General features: G+C 61.2%; 17 protein-coding genes. 13 read left to right on the forward strand and 4 right to left on the reverse strand.

Annotated elements, in window-relative coordinates; translation table 11 throughout:
* Positions 1-104: 104 nt before the first annotated feature.
* From BMX27_RS15260 to BMX27_RS15275, 4 genes are all read right to left on the reverse strand, one after another.
* Positions 105-1,151 (reverse strand): IS481 family transposase, encoded by a 1,047-nt coding sequence (locus tag BMX27_RS15260; RefSeq protein ID WP_256212585.1) that lies wholly within the window; start codon positions 1,149-1,151, stop codon positions 105-107.
* A 95-nt stretch (positions 1,152-1,246) separates the two neighbouring features.
* Positions 1,247-1,855 carry a sulfotransferase family 2 domain-containing protein gene (locus tag BMX27_RS15265; RefSeq protein ID WP_090161030.1) on the reverse strand — a complete coding sequence of 203 codons (609 nt, stop codon included), beginning with the start codon at positions 1,853-1,855 and terminating at the stop codon, positions 1,247-1,249.
* Positions 1,856-2,233: 378 nt separating this feature from the next.
* Positions 2,234-3,205, reverse strand: coding sequence for a UDP-glucuronic acid decarboxylase family protein (locus tag BMX27_RS15270; RefSeq protein WP_090161032.1), 972 nt, complete (start codon positions 3,203-3,205; stop codon positions 2,234-2,236).
* Between the two features lie 82 nt (positions 3,206-3,287).
* Complete coding sequence (locus BMX27_RS15275) at positions 3,288-4,265, reverse strand: glycosyltransferase family 10 domain-containing protein (protein ID WP_090161034.1); 978 nt, start codon at positions 4,263-4,265, stop codon at positions 3,288-3,290.
* Between the two features lie 221 nt (positions 4,266-4,486).
* On the opposite strand from BMX27_RS15275, the gene BMX27_RS15280 reads away from it, so the two are divergent.
* The 13 genes from BMX27_RS15280 to BMX27_RS15340 are packed head-to-tail and all read left to right on the forward strand — an operon-like array spanning position 4,487 to position 16,153.
* A complete protein-coding gene (locus tag BMX27_RS15280) occupies positions 4,487-5,332 on the forward strand; it encodes an ABC transporter permease (protein ID WP_090161088.1) in 846 nt (281 codons plus the stop codon).
* Positions 5,332-6,579: an ABC transporter ATP-binding protein gene (locus BMX27_RS15285; RefSeq protein ID WP_090161036.1), complete on the forward strand. Its 1,248-nt coding sequence runs from the start codon at positions 5,332-5,334 to the stop codon at positions 6,577-6,579. Before BMX27_RS15280 ends, BMX27_RS15285 begins: the two co-directional genes overlap by 1 nt.
* A gap of 8 nt (positions 6,580-6,587) precedes the next feature.
* A complete protein-coding gene (locus BMX27_RS15290; protein ID WP_090161038.1) occupies positions 6,588-7,394 on the forward strand; it encodes a sulfotransferase domain-containing protein in 807 nt (268 codons plus the stop codon).
* Positions 7,391-8,023, forward strand: a complete 633-nt coding sequence (locus BMX27_RS17100; protein WP_090161040.1) for an acyltransferase — start codon at positions 7,391-7,393, stop codon at positions 8,021-8,023. The genes BMX27_RS15290 and BMX27_RS17100 overlap by 4 nt, the downstream gene beginning before the upstream one ends.
* Entirely contained in the window at positions 8,014-8,991 is a 978-nt protein-coding gene (locus BMX27_RS15300) for a hypothetical protein (RefSeq protein WP_143056838.1), read from the forward strand. The genes BMX27_RS17100 and BMX27_RS15300 overlap by 10 nt, the downstream gene beginning before the upstream one ends.
* Positions 8,984-9,859 (forward strand): glycosyltransferase family 2 protein, encoded by an 876-nt coding sequence (locus BMX27_RS15305; RefSeq protein WP_090161047.1) that lies wholly within the window; start codon positions 8,984-8,986, stop codon positions 9,857-9,859. The genes BMX27_RS15300 and BMX27_RS15305 overlap by 8 nt, the downstream gene beginning before the upstream one ends.
* Before the next feature lie 7 nt (positions 9,860-9,866).
* The gene (locus BMX27_RS15310; RefSeq protein ID WP_177172749.1) at positions 9,867-11,126 is read left to right on the forward strand and encodes a glycosyltransferase; all 1,260 of its coding nucleotides are present in this window, start codon (positions 9,867-9,869) and stop codon (positions 11,124-11,126) included.
* Positions 11,123-12,010 (forward strand): hypothetical protein, encoded by an 888-nt coding sequence (locus tag BMX27_RS15315; RefSeq protein WP_090161051.1) that lies wholly within the window; start codon positions 11,123-11,125, stop codon positions 12,008-12,010. Before BMX27_RS15310 ends, BMX27_RS15315 begins: the two co-directional genes overlap by 4 nt.
* On the forward strand, positions 12,007-13,074 hold the full coding sequence (locus BMX27_RS15320) for a glycosyltransferase family 4 protein (protein ID WP_090161053.1): 1,068 nt from the start codon (positions 12,007-12,009) through the stop codon (positions 13,072-13,074). Before BMX27_RS15315 ends, BMX27_RS15320 begins: the two co-directional genes overlap by 4 nt.
* Positions 13,075-13,096: 22 nt before the next feature.
* Positions 13,097-13,972: an alpha-1,2-fucosyltransferase gene (locus tag BMX27_RS15325; RefSeq protein ID WP_177172750.1), complete on the forward strand. Its 876-nt coding sequence runs from the start codon at positions 13,097-13,099 to the stop codon at positions 13,970-13,972.
* Positions 13,966-14,523 (forward strand): hypothetical protein, encoded by a 558-nt coding sequence (locus BMX27_RS15330; protein ID WP_090161058.1) that lies wholly within the window; start codon positions 13,966-13,968, stop codon positions 14,521-14,523. Before BMX27_RS15325 ends, BMX27_RS15330 begins: the two co-directional genes overlap by 7 nt.
* A complete protein-coding gene (locus tag BMX27_RS15335) occupies positions 14,520-15,452 on the forward strand; it encodes a glycosyltransferase family 2 protein (RefSeq protein ID WP_090161059.1) in 933 nt (310 codons plus the stop codon). The genes BMX27_RS15330 and BMX27_RS15335 overlap by 4 nt, the downstream gene beginning before the upstream one ends.
* Positions 15,449-16,153 carry a class I SAM-dependent methyltransferase gene (locus BMX27_RS15340; protein ID WP_090161061.1) on the forward strand — a complete coding sequence of 235 codons (705 nt, stop codon included), beginning with the start codon at positions 15,449-15,451 and terminating at the stop codon, positions 16,151-16,153. The genes BMX27_RS15335 and BMX27_RS15340 overlap by 4 nt, the downstream gene beginning before the upstream one ends.
* Position 16,154: the final 1 nt, after the last annotated feature.

The following is a 16,154-nucleotide window of genomic DNA, read 5'->3' on the forward strand; positions in this document are numbered from 1 at the left end:
TGTGCAGACGCATGTAACGCTGGCATGACGCCAGTATGAAACTCACGCTGCGCGCGTAGGCCGGAAAATGGCCTTAAGGCAGGCGATATATGACATAATCATCATTAATAGATAATTAGTTTTGGCGTGAAGTTAGAATGTCCCACATCTATAAAATAGAAATGCCATATTTTCCTACAGATCAAGTGGCCGTAGGTGTTCAGTCCCGGCATTTGATGGATCGGATCGATGATGAATCTGTCTGGCTCTGATGTCCAGATTTTGCAGATATATTCGTAGGGCGTGAGCCCGCTGAGGGTCTTCAGTCTGCGAGCAAAATTGTAGGCTGCCATGAAGTCTGCGAGGTGCGTGCGCAGCTGGTCGTGGCTGTCGTAGTGGTATCGTTTGACGGTAGCATCCTTGATCGTCCGGTTCATTCGTTCGACCTGGCCATTAGTCCACGGGTGGTTGGGCTTTGTGAGCCTATGCTCAATCTCATTTGCCTCGCAGATCATGTCGAACCGCATCTGCCTAGATGATGCGGTATTGCGGTTGCGGGGTTGCTCAGCGAACTGGATCCCGTTGTCCGTCAGGATCGTGTGGATGCGATAAGGGACTGACTTAAGCAGGTGCTCGAGGAACTCCCACGCTGTCTTGCGATCCGCCTTATCCACGAGTTGCGGGACTGCAAATTTGCTGGTCCGATCAATGCCCACAAAGAGATAGAGCTTGCCCTCCACCGTCTGAACTTCCGCGATATCGATATGAAAGAAGCCGATCGGGTAACGCTTGAACTTCTGGCGGTTGGGCTTGTCGCCCTCGACATCTGGCAAGCGAGAGACCCCATGCCGCTGAAGGCAACGATGCAATGCCGAGCGGGTCAGATGCGGAAGCGATGGCTGCAGAGCATAGAGGCAATCATCCAGCGGCAGCAACGTGTGTCGACGGAATGCCACGATCATTGCCTCCTCAGACTCAGTGAGAACGGTCGAGCGCGGCTCTTTTGGCCCGGTCTTCAAGTCCTCGACCGTCGCACGCTTGCGCCACTTCGCAACTGTCTTGGGGTTGATACCCAATTCCTTGCTTAGCTGCGCGAGCGAAGCTTGCGATCGCTGTATTGCAGCTCTGACGGCGTGCGTGGTCGTGGCGCTCCCGTGACGAACTTGTCCCATAATGCTTCCTTCCAAGCCTGAGAAAGGATCGCACCATCAAACCGTGGGATCAAACACCTAGGAAGTCTGGACATCTTAAATTATAGGTTCCAACGCTAAAATTTATAATTACCGATCAGTATCTCAAATCTGTGTTGTTTTTCGACCCAGCGTTTCAGTTTAGCATCAAAGCACTCTTTATAGTCCAGTCGTTTGCTGATGTTTCGATGTGATAACGTTGGTGGATCAATGTGAAGTGCTCGACATAATTTTTTGAAATCTTCCCCTAAATTTTCAAATTTAAGGTAATTCACCTGATCATATGGTTTCAAATTATTAAAAAACCCTCTACGAATAGATAGGAAGTTTTCGAGAGGTTCTTGCTTTCGCACAAACTCCGAAAATTCTTTTGGTGAGAAATCCACTTCGCCGCGGTGGGGCGAGAAGTAGAAACTTACAAGTCGATCAAATGGATTTCTAATAGTAGTAAAAATTTGATATTTATAGAAATCATTTTGCAATGCTAACTTGTATTCTTGAAGGGAGGAATGCTTCCTAAGGTTCCCAAATTTTTTATTACGCAGCTCAAAGCGTTCAATGCCATCTTGTCGTTTGTTTGAAATTATAATTTCATCTTCAGTGTAATCCCTTAGCGTATCCTGGATGGAATTTCCACCTGTTTTCGGCACATGCAGAAAGATGACTTTTCTATCCTCAAATATCATTTATATTTCTTTCAACCTTGCCTGCTGATGTGGAAGTTAATTTTATTCGGAGTTAATATTACTCCACGTTCTTGATAATTAATACACTACGGCAATTGAGATTACATACTATAAAAATAGTGAATTTTCATAATCCATAATTCCAGACGCATTAATTAATTATGCTATAGAACATAAACTGTATTTGTTTCGCGTTATTTTCTTACGTCAAAAACTGCCTACAAATAGGTTTAGACAGCGCTGTCGGCATTCTACTCAAGATCTAATATTAGTGGTATAGGATGTATATACAAGACTTAATCTTATTTGTCGGTGCGCTGACTTACGCCTGCAATGACGCGGCCCGGGCCTGCCGGGATCCGCGCCATGCTGTCCGGGTCAGACGACCTGCAGTTCGGGCAGGCGTGTCTTGAAATAATCGACGGTGCGGCGCAGGCCTTCGGTCAGTTTGACCTCCGGGTCCCAGTCCAGCGTCGTCTTGGCCAGCGTGATGTCGGGGCGGCGCTGTTTGGGGTCGTCCTGCGGCAGGTCCATGAATTCCAGTCTGGATTTCGACCCGGTCAGCGCCAGCACCTGTTCGGCCAGTTCCAGCATGGTGAATTCGCCCGGATTGCCCAGGTTCATCGGTCCGGTCACGTCCGGCCCGGTGTCCATCAGGCGGATGAAGCCTTCGACCAGATCGTCCACATAGCAGAACGACCGCGTCTGCTGGCCGTCGCCGTAGATCGTGATCGGCTGGCCCAAGAGCGCCTGAACGATGAAATTCGACACCACCCGCCCATCGGCGTGGTGCATCCGCGGCCCGTAGGTGTTGAAGATTCGCGCCACCTTGATGTCCAGACCGTGCTGGCGGTGATAATCGAAAAACAGCGTCTCGGCGCAGCGTTTGCCCTCGTCATAGCATGACCGGATGCCGATGGGATTGACGTTACCCCAATAGCCCTCTGGCTGCGGATGCACCGACGGGTCGCCATAGACCTCTGATGTGGAGGCCTGAAAGATCTTGCATTTCAGGCGTTTCGCCAAGCCCAGCATGTTGATGGCACCATGCACGGATGTTTTCGTCGTCTGCACCGGATCGTGCTGGTAATGCACGGGCGACGCCGGACAGGCCAGATTGTAGATCTCGTCGACCTCGACATACAGCGGCAAGGTCACGTCATGGCGGATCAGCTCGAACCGGGCATGGTTGTGCAGGTGATCGACGTTGCGCTTGGTGCCGGTGAACAGGTTGTCGACGCAAATGATCTCGTGGCCCTGTTCCAGCAGGCGGTCGATCAGGTGCGAGCCTACGAAACCGGCCCCACCGGTGACCAGAATGCGTTTGCGGCTGTCATAAAGGCGGGCCATGCGGAAATCCTTTTGCGTCAAAATAATCGGTGTCGGCATCTCTATAATCACAGGCGTGTGACTTGCACAGCGCAGGATGCGCTCAGATGCGGTGGCGGTTGCGCCAGCGCCAGATCCGGTGCGCGATCCGGTCCTGCGGTGCGTAGGCGAAATCGGTCTGCGGGGCGATCGTGATCTCGCGCGCGGGCGTGGCGGGCAGTGCCGCCAGCCGGTCGGTGTAGATCTGATAGGGGTGATATGTGGTCAGGATCTGCCGCCGGGCGCGGGCCAGCCCCTCCTGCACGCGGGCATACATGTCGCTGGCGATGGCGGTCTCGATCCGGTCGATGCAGCCCTGGGGGTCCGCGATGTCGATGCCCAGGATCGTGGCCGGGTCAAAAGAGCGCCCGATATCGGGTGCCCCCCAGTAGACCGGCACACAATTGGCCACATAGGCATCGATGATCTTTTCGGTCCAATAGCCGGGCCAGGCCCCGTTTTCGAGACAGATGTGATACTTGTGATCGCGCAGGGCGGTGATCTTGGGGGCGGTCAGATCGTTGATGCCGCGTCCCCACCAGTCCAGCCGGTCGCCGAAATGCGCCTTGAGCCGGTGCATCAGCGCCAGGCGTTGCCGGTGGCCGGGCGTATCGGTCTTGGCCGACACCACGGCCGAGATCAGCCGCTGCTTGTCGGTGAACCCGGTGGGTTCGATGTCGTCATGGGGCACCTCGACGAACCAGTGATGGGCACCCGGCTCCAGCCTGCGTCCCGGATGGCGCACCCGTGTGTCATGGCAGATCACGGACGCGAATTGCGCCAGGTAGCCGCGCGGCAGAAAGGTGATGTCGGGCGGTTCCTTGAGGCAGATCAGCGTCCGGCCGGGCGGGCAGGTCAGCCGATAGCTGCGGCTGAGCGCGCTGACGCTCTGGTGGACCACGACCCCGTCGAAATGCCCGCCATCGGGGTTCACCACAAATTCGGCATCCCGCCAGCGCGGCTGCCCCGAGGGCGTCAGGTAGGGCTGGAAGTATCGCACGAATTTCAGCGCATTGTCCGGCAGCAGATAGGCGATCTTCATGGTGGGCCCCGACGGCGGCTGATGCGGCATGCAGGTTGCCGACAGGCAACGTCCGCCCCAAGAGTGCCCTTCGCCCGTGGAATTGCAATGGTGGCTCTTTTCTATCCGGGTCTTTTCGGGATAGCTGTGCACCCGTTGACACGGACCAGGTCCGACATTGCATTTACGCCCGCGCAGGCTGGCCCCGCAGGGTGTCGCCCGCTGAAAGAACCGATTTGGACATGACAGAGACCCCGACCCCGGCCTTGCGGCAGATCGTCTTGGAAAACGGGCGGACAGATAGCCACTACTGGCGCGATATCTGGTCCTACCGCGAACTGTTCTTTGTGCTGGCCTGGCGCGACATCGCCGTGCGCTACAAGCAAAGCGCACTGGGGGCGGCCTGGGCCGTGGTGCGCCCGGTCATGGCGATGATCGTGTTCACCTTCATCTTTGGCCGGATCGCGAACCTGCCCAGCGTGGGTGATGCCCCCTACCCGATCATGGTCTATGCAGGCATGCTGCCCTGGTTTCTGATGTCCACGATCCTGGGTGATGCCTCGCAGAGTCTCGTGGGCAGCGCCAACATGATCAGCAAGATCTACTATCCGCGCCTGATCACGCCGGCGGCCAGTTCGATCGTGTCGCTGGTGGATTTCCTGATTTCGTTCTGCGTGCTGCTGATCCTGATGCTGATTTTCTGGTATCCGCCCAGCTGGCACATCGTGTTCCTGCCGATTTTCGTGGTCTATGCGGTGGCCATGGCCTTCGGGCCCGCGCTCTATCTGGCGTCGCTCAACGTGCGTTATCGGGATTTCCGGTTCATCGTGCCATTCGTCGTCCAACTGGGCCTTTATGTCTCGCCTGTGGGCTTTTCCAGCGACGTGGTGCCGGATCAGTGGCGCCTACTTTACAGTCTGAACCCGGCGGTGTCGGTGATCGACGGGTTCCGCTGGTGCATCCTGGGTGGCGAGGCTGTGATCTACTGGCCCGGTTTCATGCTGGGGCTGGGTGTGACGGCGGGCCTGATGTTCCTCGGCCTGCGCGCCTTTCGGCGCACGGAACGCAGCTTTGCGGATTATATCTGATGACTGACACGATGATTTCCGTGCGCGGCCTGGGCAAGCGCTACCTGATCGGCCACGACACCCAGCGCGCGACCACCCTGCGCGAGGGGCTGGCCCAGACCGCCGCCAGCCTGCGGCGCAACCTGGGCCGCACCCTGCGCGGCGAACAGCTGCTGGCGGGCGACAGTGTCGAGGAATTCTGGGCGCTGCGTGATCTGGAGTTCGACGTCAAACGCGGCGATATCGTCGGCGTCGTGGGTGCCAACGGCGCGGGCAAATCGACCCTGCTCAAGGTCTTGTCGCGGATCACCGAACCAACCGAGGGGCAGGCGCGCATTACCGGACGCATGGCCAGCCTGCTCGAGGTCGGGACCGGATTTCATCCCGAACTGACGGGCCGCGAGAATATCTTTCTCAACGGGGCGATCCTGGGCATGAGCCGGGCCGAAATCCGCGCCAAGCTGGACGAGATCGTCGATTTCTCCGGCGTGGAAAAATTCCTTGATACCCCCGTCAAACGCTATTCCAGCGGCATGTCCGTCAGGCTGGCCTTTTCGGTGGCCGCCCATCTGGAACCCGAAATCCTGGTGGTGGACGAGGTGCTGGCCGTGGGCGATGCCGCGTTCCAGCGCAAATCCCTGGGCAAGATGGAACAGGTGTCACAAGAGGGGCGCACGGTGCTGATCGTCAGCCACAACCAGGGGTCACTGCGCAACCTGTGCAAGACAGGCATCCTGCTGCAAAAGGGCCGCCTGACCATGACCGGCACCATCGACGAGGTGCTGACCCGCTACGCAGGCGATCATGACAGCAACTCCAGCGCGATCACCGACAGCGGGCGCGACGGCGCCGCCTTTATCAGCCTGCGCATCGAAAGCCCGGCCAACAAGCTGCGCGGTGCTATCTGCGGTGCCCCCTGCGATATCGTGCTGGGCTACCGCACCGATCCCGAACGGGTGAAATCGCTCAGTTTCCGGATCGGGGTGCTGGATGCCTTTGGCAACCGGTTGACGCAGCTGTCATCTGACGATTTCGGCAAGACCTACGCCAGCACCCCGACCGGAGAGGTCCGTATCCACCTCGACCGTCTGCCGCTGGCGGCGGGCCGCTATACGCTGAACCTGAACATGCTTTTGAATGGCAACCGACTACATCATCTGGCCAACGCCGCCGCAATCGATGTCGAACAGGGCGATTACCTGGGCACTGGCACCCTCAGCGGTAACACCCAAGTCGGGCCGGTGATCATCGACCATAGCTGGACCTGAGACCGGCAATGGCGCGCAGTTTGAAATCATGGCTCTTTGGTCACGGCATTTCATTCAGCGTGCTGCGACCGGGCCAGCGGGCGCGCTTATTGCGCCAAACTAACAGCCGGGCCAGCGATGTCTACATGTGTTCCTTTCCACGCTCGGGCAACACCTGGACCCGGATGATCGTGGCCTTTGTGCTGGACCCGACACTGGATGACGTGGATCTGGATGTGATCGACAGGCTGGTGCCGCGCAGCCGCGAGGCGGACCACAGCACGGCCACCCCGCGGGTGCTGAAAAACCACACACCTGCCTTTGATCTGTTTCCGCGCGTGATCTACAACGTGCGCGACGGGCGTGATGCGACCCTGTCGAACCATGCCTACCAGGACAAGGTCGGCAGCTACGCCGGCGACCGGCTGACCTATATCGCGGACCGGGCCGGGCGGCCCTTTGGCCTGTGGCATGATCATGTCCGGCAGGCGCTGGCCTATCAGCGCCGCTATCCCGACCGGTTCCTGATGCTGCGCTACGAGGATCTGCGCCACGATCCCGCAGCCCAGATCCGCCGCGTGGCGGATTTTCTGGGCAAATCCGTGAGCGATGACCGCATCGCTCGGATCATCGCATTGACCGATCTGGACCGGCAACGCGCGCGGGCCACCAGCGACGACCCGCGCAAGGCCCATACCCTGCAAACCGGCGCGGTCGGTGGCTGGCGCGACCGCATGACCTCAGACGAGATCAGGCTGTTCGAGGCCCTCTCTGCCCCTGAACTGAAGCTGTTGGGCTACCCGCTCAGCACCGATCCGCAGGAGGGGACAGGATGATCGCATCCTTGCGTGCACGGCGCGGGCAACTGGTGGGCGTCATGCGGGGCCTTGTGTTGCGACGGTGGGTGCGCGTCACCGGACCGGGTCGGCTGGTGGTCGAGGCTGGCGTGCGTGCCGCAGCCGCTTCTGACGCCTGCATCACAATGTCGGACGGTCTGCTGCATCTGGGCGCGCGCTGGCCGCATTTCGTGGCCCTGCCCTGCGTGCTCAAGCTCGACTCCGGGGCTGCGATCACGGTGACGGGGCGGTTTCGGCTGCATACGGGGTTCGTCTGTGCGCTGGCACCGGGGGCGCGGCTGACGCTGGGGTCGGGCTACATGAATTATCGCGGCACCATCGATTGTTTTGCGGATATCCGTATCGGTGACCGGGTCGCCATCGGACCTGACGTGGTGATCCGCGATTCCGACAATCACGGTCTGGCGGGGCGCGGCTCTGCGACAGCACCTGTGGTGATCGGGAATGATGTCTGGATCGGACAGCGTGCGATGATCCTCAAGGGGGTGACCATCGGTGACGGGGCTGTTGTCGCGGCGGGCGCTGTCGTCACCCGCGATGTGGCGCCGCGCAGCCTGGTCGGCGGTGTGCCGGCCCGGGTGCTGCGCACGGATGTGCAGTGGCAATGACCACCGCCCCCGATATCATCCTTGCGCTGGCCGCATTGCGCCCGGCGGAGGCGATCGCGCCGCCGCCTGCGCTGCTGGATCGCACTGCGCTGGATGTGCCGCTGGCGGACCCGGATGCGGTCGATCACTGGGCCGGACAGGTCCTTGCAGGGCAAAGCCTGCCTGGTGGTCTGCGGATCGCGCTGGATCTGGACGACACGCTGCTGCACGGTAGCCAGACCTGTCCCGCGCTTTGGGATCGGGGCGGCTATGGTGATCCTGCCATCGTGCCGGGCTGGCGCTATGACCGGATGCAGGTGTCATGGCGCGGGCGGCTGCATCTGCTGCGCGGGCGGCCGCGCTATGATGCCGTGGACCGCAGGCACCACCCGGCCCTGACCGCGCCGCGTATCGTGGTCACTCCGGACCTGCCGATGCTGTCGGTGCTGGGCTGGTTGCAGACCCGTGGTGCGGTCCTTGGTCTGGCCACGGCCAGTGCGCGCACCCGTGTCGATCTGCTGCTGGACCGCCTGCCTGCCCTGCGCGCGCTGGTGGGTCCCCGTGTCATGGCGGCCGAGGATCTGGCCCATCGCCTGACCACCGCCCCCGACGACGCGGACCCGCTGTGGTCCGCTGCGGCCCCGGCCCATGCCGCCCGCCCCCTGTCGCTGGCGGCCAAGACGCCCTGGGCGCTGGCCCCGCTGTGGGACGGGGCGGGCTATGACCTGCTGGTGGACGATTCCGCCGTGACCGCCGCCTTGATGGATACCGCCGGGCTGGGCGACCGCCTGCTGCATATCCCGGGCGGTGCGCTGTCGCCCGCGGCCGGATGGGCCAATGCCGCGGCCCTGCTGCGCCGTCTGGCGGGCCTGCCGGCACTGGACAGCATCCCCGCCCCGCCGCCCGTGGGCGCGCTGCGGATCGAGGACCCGCTGTATTGGCCCTGCCTGCATCTGTCCGACCAGTTCGAGGATCCCGCCCATGGATAGTGTCGCCATCATCGTCATCAATCGTGACCGCCCCGACCTGACCGACGCCGTCGTGGAACAGGTCCGCGACATGGGGGCCGGGCTGGATGTGGGGCTATACGTGGTCGAGGCCGGCAGCAGCCCGCAGGGCCGGTCGCGCCATGCCACCCACAGTTTCCATGACCCGACCTACCGGGGGCGCTATTTCGCGTTCAATCAGGGGTTGGCATTTGCCCATGCGGACAGGCCCGCCTGGGATTACTACTGGTTCGTGTGCAACGACATCGTCTTTGCCCCCGGTCAGGACACGCTGCGGCTGTTGTGGGAGGCCATGCAGACCGACCCCGCGATGGCCGCGATCGGCCCGGGAGAGCCAGAGGCCGACGATTATCAGGGCTGTTTTCCCAAACCGGGACGCCAGTGGCACAAGGCCTCGACGATCCACGGGTTGGCCATGCTGCTGCGGGGGGATGCCTATCGTGAGGTCGGCTATTGCAGCCCGCGGTTCCACTATTCCCAGGGGGCCGGGACCGAATTCGCCTATAACGTCTATCGCGCGGGCTGGTTTCTGGCCTATTCGGATGTGGCGACACTCTATCATGCGCCAGGTGGCAGCACCTACGGTCAGGTCGTGCCGCTGTCGCGCCATGAATACCAGCGCCGCGCGCGCAATTTCGCCGCGAAGGAGCTGCGCCGCCTCTACGGTCCCAACTGGGACGAGGTGTTCACCGCCGTGCTGCCGCCGGATGTCGAGGACAATACCTTTCCCTGGCAGAAACAGGTCTGGGAAACCAGGCTGCGCCGCAACTACAAGGCCGATTTCCCCCGGTTCTTTCGCGCGGGCTCGCGTGTGAAACAGGCCCTGCGCCGCCTGATCGGGCGCGGCTGACATGCGGGTGCTGGCGCTTTCGACGACGGACTGGCGCGGGGGGGCTGCGCGGGTCGCCCATTACCTGACGCAAGGGCTGCGGGATCGCGGCATCCACGCCGACCTTTTGGTCGCGACCAAGACGTCGGATGCGGATTTCGTCCAGACTATCGACGCCCCACCCGCGCCGCGCCGTGGGTTGAAGCGGCGCGTGGTGCAGAGGCTGGGCTACGGTGCGCTGAACCTGTTGTCGCCCAACGGGCCAGTGGCCTTTGATCCCGCGCGACTGGCGGATTACGACGTGGTGCACCTGCACGACGTGCCGCCCGTCAGCCTGCTGGATCTGGTCCGCCGGCTGGACAAGCCCATCGTCTGGACCGTGCATTCCATGGCGCCGCTGACGGGCAACTGCGTCTATCCCTACGGCTGTGACCGCTGGATGCGGCGCTGCGGGTCCTGTCCGCAGTTCGGCCAGTGGCCGCTGATCTATCAGGCCCGCGACGCGAGTGCCGAGATCCTGACCGCCCGCCGCCTGGCCTACGGGCGGATGCGGTTTCAGGCCGTGGGGGTCAGCCAATGGATCACCGACCGGATCGCGGAGAGCGTCATGGGCGGCCAGCCCCGCCATACGGTGCAGAACCCCAGCTGGCGGCCTGACTATTATCCGACAGACCGGGCGGCGGCGCGCGCCGCACTGGGCATCCCCGACGACGCCTTTGCCGTCATGGTGTCGGTGTCGGGCAATGCGCTGGACCTGCGCAAGGGGCTGGACATCACCGCCGCCGCCACCCGGGAAATCCGCGCCACATGGCCCGATGCCGACCGCCTGTTCCTGTTACCCACGGGGATCGTGCCGCCCGACGGTGACATGGCCGCCCTGCTGCGCGACATCCCCGGCCTGCCCCCGCGCATGATCGAGGATACCGCCACCCTGCGCCGCTACTACACCGCCGCCGACGTGGTCTGGCATCCGTCGCGCGCCGACACCAGTTCGATGGTCAGCCTCGAGGCCTTTGGCTGTGGCACACCGGTGATCGCGGCCGCCGTGGGCGGTGTGCCAGAGATCGTGCGCGACGGCGTGTCGGGCCTGCTGATTCCGCCCGATGATCCTGCAGCCCTTGTCACCGCCACCCGCCGCCTGATCCGCGATCCCGCACTGATGGACCGCTTGCGGGCTGGCGCATTGGCCACAGCCCGCGACCACAACCCAGACCGGTTCATTGACGCCTACCTTGCCATCTATCAAAAGGCAGGCGCGTTCCCGTCCCCGTCAAAGGATATCCCGTGATCGGCAGACTCCTCTACAAGGCGCGCCATCTGGCCCGCCAGTCGCCCCGGCTGATCTACGCCCGCGATATCGTCCGGCCCCGCATCCTGAACACCGCGCCGGTGACAGGCACCACCGATACTGACGCCGAACTGCATGTTCTGACCTCGACCGGGGACTGGCTGAACCTGATCTGGTCGCTCAAGAGCTTCTATGCGCAGACCGGCCGGTCCTATGCGCTGGCAATCCATGGCGACCCCGACCTGCCCGCAGAGGCGGTCACCGCCCTGCGCCATCATTTCCCCGATGCCCGCGTGATTGAACAATCGGACGCCCGCGATGCGGTGCTCGACAGCCTGTCGGGCCATCCGCGCTGCCGCCGCCTGCGCGAAACCAACACCCTGTCGATCAAGAGTTTCGATTTCGCGCATTTCCTGAACAGCGACCGGATGATCCTGTTCGACAGCGATTTGTTGTTCTTTGACCGGCCTACCGCCTTTCTGGACCGGCTGGACGACCGCAACCGCCGGGTGAACGCCTATAACGCCGATGTGGATACCGCCTATGCGGTGGATATCGACACGATCCGCGCCCATGGCTTTGACATTGTCCCGCAGATCAATTCGGGCTTCGGGTTGGTGCACCGCGACAGTCTCAACCTTGACTGGATGGAGGAATTTTTAGGGATTCCGGGCATGATGGAAGGGCATTTCTGGCGCATCGAACAGACCCTGTTTGCCCTGTCAGGGTCGCGTTTCGGGGCCGAACTGCTGCCCGAGGATTACCGCGTGTTCCTGCAAGGGGATGTGGGTGACAAACCCTATCGCCACTATGTCGGTGCGGTCCGCAACCAGATGTATACCGAAGGCATGCGGCGTCTGCAGGGGGCACTGCTAACGACATGACCGGCGGGGGTGACATGCAGGTGCGTGCGGCCCCCGACTGGCGGCAGGGCAATCCCTATCAGCAGCTTTTGGCACAGGCCCTGTCGCCCTTGGGTGTCGATGTGACCTTTCCCCGTGGCTACCGGCGCGGGTTGCCGCTGTGGCGCGACCTGCGCAGCGCGCCCCGCCCCCAGATCCTCCATCTGCACTGGCCAGAGGCCTATCTGCGCCGCACCGCCCCGCTGCTGCGCGCAGCCTACGTCCTGCGCACACTGGCCGATCTGGCCCTGGTCAAACGTGGCGGCACGCGACTGGTCTGGACCGCGCATAACCTGACCGGCCATGACACCGCGACACCGCGGCTCGATCTGGTCTTTGCCCGGCGGCTGGCCGGGCTGGCCGACCGGATCATCACCCATGGCGACGGCGCGCGCGATGCGGTCCTGGACCGGCTGGGCGCGGATCCGGCCCGGATCACGGTGATCCCCCACGGCACGTTTCGCGATGTCTACGGCCCCGCACCCGACAGGGTCACCGCGCGCGCGGCCCTGGGGCTGGACCCCGATGCGCCGCTGGCGCTGTTTTTCGGCATGATCAGACCCTACAAAGGCGTTTTGCCCCTGCTTGACGCATGGGACGCGCTGGGGATGCAGCGCGGAACCGCCCAGCTGATGATCGCGGGCGAGGCCCCTGATCCCGCCCATGCCAGTGCCACCCGCGCCCGCGCGCAGCATCTGCCGCAGGTCCGGCTGGATATGGGCAAGGCGCCGGACGACCGGGTGCCGCTTCTTCTGGCCGCCGCCGATGTGCTGGTGCTGCCCTTTGCGGCCAGCCTGACCTCGGGCACGGTGACGCTGGCGCAGGATTACGGCGTGCCGGTGGTTGTGCCCCGCACCCCCGGCACGGCAGAGGCCCGCAACGCGGTCATTGCAGATGACACCACCCCCGGCCCGCTGGGACAGGCCATATTGCAGGCCCTCGCCCTGCCGCGCGGCCCCCGCACCCCGGACCCCGCCACCGGCTGGGACCGCGTCGCGGCACAGCATCGTGCTGTCTTTGAACAGGCGCTGGAGGCCGGGAGATGAGCATTTCAAGAGGGGAACAGATTTGAAACCAACTCTTTTGATGGCGCAAACGGGAGGACAGCTAGGCAACCAGCTCTTTCAAGCAGCGCATCTTGTTGCGCTTGGCGCAGAAACAGGACTGCGTGTTCTAAATCCGGCATTCCATGCGTATGCTGATGCTTTTGTTGGGTCACGACCAGGAGCAGTTCCGACCTATCCCACGTCAGTTCAGAGACCAGGCACCACAAAAATTAGAAAAAAAACCCATGATATTCTTTTGACGGGTGCTAAAATTATTCGGCGCATGCCGAGCAACGCTCTGGCGCAAAGCATCACCTGCGAGGGTTTTACGCCAGCTTATGATATTGATTTAAGCGAGCCAGCCCGATTGGCAAAGCTTATGAACACCCCTGTGACTGCATTGTTTGGCTGGCGCTTCAGAAACACCACTCTCACGAAGAAACACGATACGACCATTCGCTCATATTTTCGTTTTGAAAATACTGCTGCTTCGGATCATGTCATCAGACAGGCACGTCTAGAAGCGGATATTATCATTGGGCTACATGTGCGGCATGGCGATTATGCCGTATTTCAAAATGGCCGATACTTTCTAACGCTAGAAGAATACCTTATCGCCGCACGCCATGTTGCAGAACAATGTGTGCCACGCCGAGTATCAATTATGGTTTTTTCAGATAGTCCTCAAGATCTGCCATCTAGCCCCAACATGAACATCATTAGGGGGCCAGGATCCGTGATCGGTGACCTTCAAGCTATGAGCCAATGCGATTATATTATTGCGGTCCCAAGCACATTCAGCCGGTGGGCTGCCTTCGTTGGCCGCGTGCCGCTCGGTTTAATTGCGCGCGATCAAGTTAAATTGAGTATTTCACAATTCAGGAATATCCAATGCTGACTCCGAAAACAAAGATCAAATTCTCTGTCAAGGCGCTGCGCCGCGCGCTCTGGCCCCAGATCACGCCGCGCCGCTTTGACGTGCTGGTCTGCTCGCCCGGCGGGGTGGGCACCACATTCGTGATGAAACACCTGCACCAGTTCGTCAAAACAAACGCGGCCCACGATCAGGACGGGCTGAAACATCCCGCCCGTCCGCCATTGTTCCTGCGCGGGCGGCCGCGCATTCTGTTCATCCACGGCGATCCCGACGTGGCCCTGCGCAGCATCATCCGGCGCGGATTCTTTCCCTATCAGGCGGCCAAGCTGGGGCTGCCCGCCTGTGTGGTCTTGGGGGATACACCGCTGGGTCAGCGGCTTTATCTGCGGGGTCAGGCGCGGCAGCTGGCCCGTTTCAAACGCTACCGGGGTGATGTGCTCTGTGTTGCGTTTGACGAGATCTGGGACCGGCTGGATGACATCGCCCGCTTTGCCGGTGTGGACCCTGCCACCTTTGCCCGCGATTTCCCGCCCCGGCGCGCCCGCGCCAGCCAGCCAGAGGGTGCCGCGTGACGCCCCGCGCCTCTGTCCTGATCCCGGCCCATAATGCGGGCCCCTGGGTTGCCGCCGCGATCGACAGCGCGCTGGCGCAGGGACCGGATATCGAGGTCATCGTGATCGACGACGGGTCCACCGACGAGACGCTGGCGCAGATCCGCGCCTTTGACGGGCGCATCCGTTGGGAAACGGGACCGAACCGCGGTGCCCCTGCTACCCGCAACCGCGCGCTGGCGCTGGCACAGGCCCCTTGGGTGCAGTTTCTGGACGCCGACGACTGCCTTGAGACAGGCAAGATCGCGGCCCAGCTGGACGCGGTGGATGATGACACGGATGTGCTTTACGGGGCCGAAACCGTCGAATGGCATGGCCATGGTGCCGTGCACCGCACATGGACGCCGACCCCCGCGCCGCATGATCCGCCCGCATTGCTGGCAGGCTGGCATCTGCCGCAGACCGGCGCGCCACTGTGGCGCAAGGCCGCCCTGGACGCGGTGGGCGGGTTCCGGGTGGACCAGCCCTGCTGTCAGGAACACGAGCTCTATCTGCGGCTGCTGATGGCGGGCAAACGGTTCGTTCATCATCCTGCGGCGCGGGGTGCGATCTATCGCCGGTTCGACAGCGGGACCCTGTCGACGCGGGATCCGGCCCGCGTGCGGACCCAGCGGGCGCTGATCCTGAACAGGTTGGAGGCCTGGCTGGACCAGACCGGCGGTCTGACACCGCACCGCCAGCAGGCCATCGATCAGGCGCGGTTCGACATGGCCCGCGCCGCATGGCCCCACGACCGGACCGAGGCGCGCGCGCATCACGCCGCCATTTCGGGGCGCGGGTTCCGGCCCGCCGGGGCTGCGGCACCCGTAAATTACAGTATTGTCTACCGTATTTTTGGATTTCAACTCGCAGAAGTGATAGCGACATACCATAGAAAGTTTATACAATGAACGTCGTAGAAATTATCCAAGATATTCGGGAAGCCGGCCATATGACAGGCCGGACTGGAAAACGTATCGAAACCCACTCTTTATCAACGCGTCGCAATATTGAGGTTATTTCTGAAATTATGCGGGTTGAAAAACCTGCGAAAACTCTTGAAATCGGGCTGGCGCTCGGTGCTTCGGCACTGACAATTACATCTGCACACCGAAATTTAGGTCCGGCAGGAATACGAATGCACTACGCGATCGATCCATTTCAGGACACGGTATGGGATGGCTGCGGTGAGCTGAATGTCGATTTAGCAGGCCTTTCGGAATATATGAAAACTCTGAATAAGTTTTCTGCATCAGCACTACCTCAAATGATAGATGAAGGTCTATCATTTGACTTTATATATATTGATGGCTCTCACCTTTTTGAGGATGTATTTGTTGATATATATTTTTCAGCGCGGGTCATGACGAAAGGTGGTCTTATGCTGCTAGATGATTGCTCTGACGCACACGTCAGAAAAGCCATCGGCTTTGTACAGAAAAATATGGCGCACACACTTCAAGAGATTGATTTATCTCCCTTCCAGCATCGTAGCCGACTCGACAAAATCAAACACAAGATCGCAAAAAAGCTGGGGCGTACCCAGTTGAGGGCATTTCGATCCATCGGCGATCCAGTGCGTCCATGGAACGCGCCGTTGAAGCCTTTTTGAT

Source organism: Loktanella sp. DSM 29012 (genome assembly GCF_900110705.1).
GTDB lineage: Bacteria > Pseudomonadota > Alphaproteobacteria > Rhodobacterales > Rhodobacteraceae > Loktanella > Loktanella gaetbuli.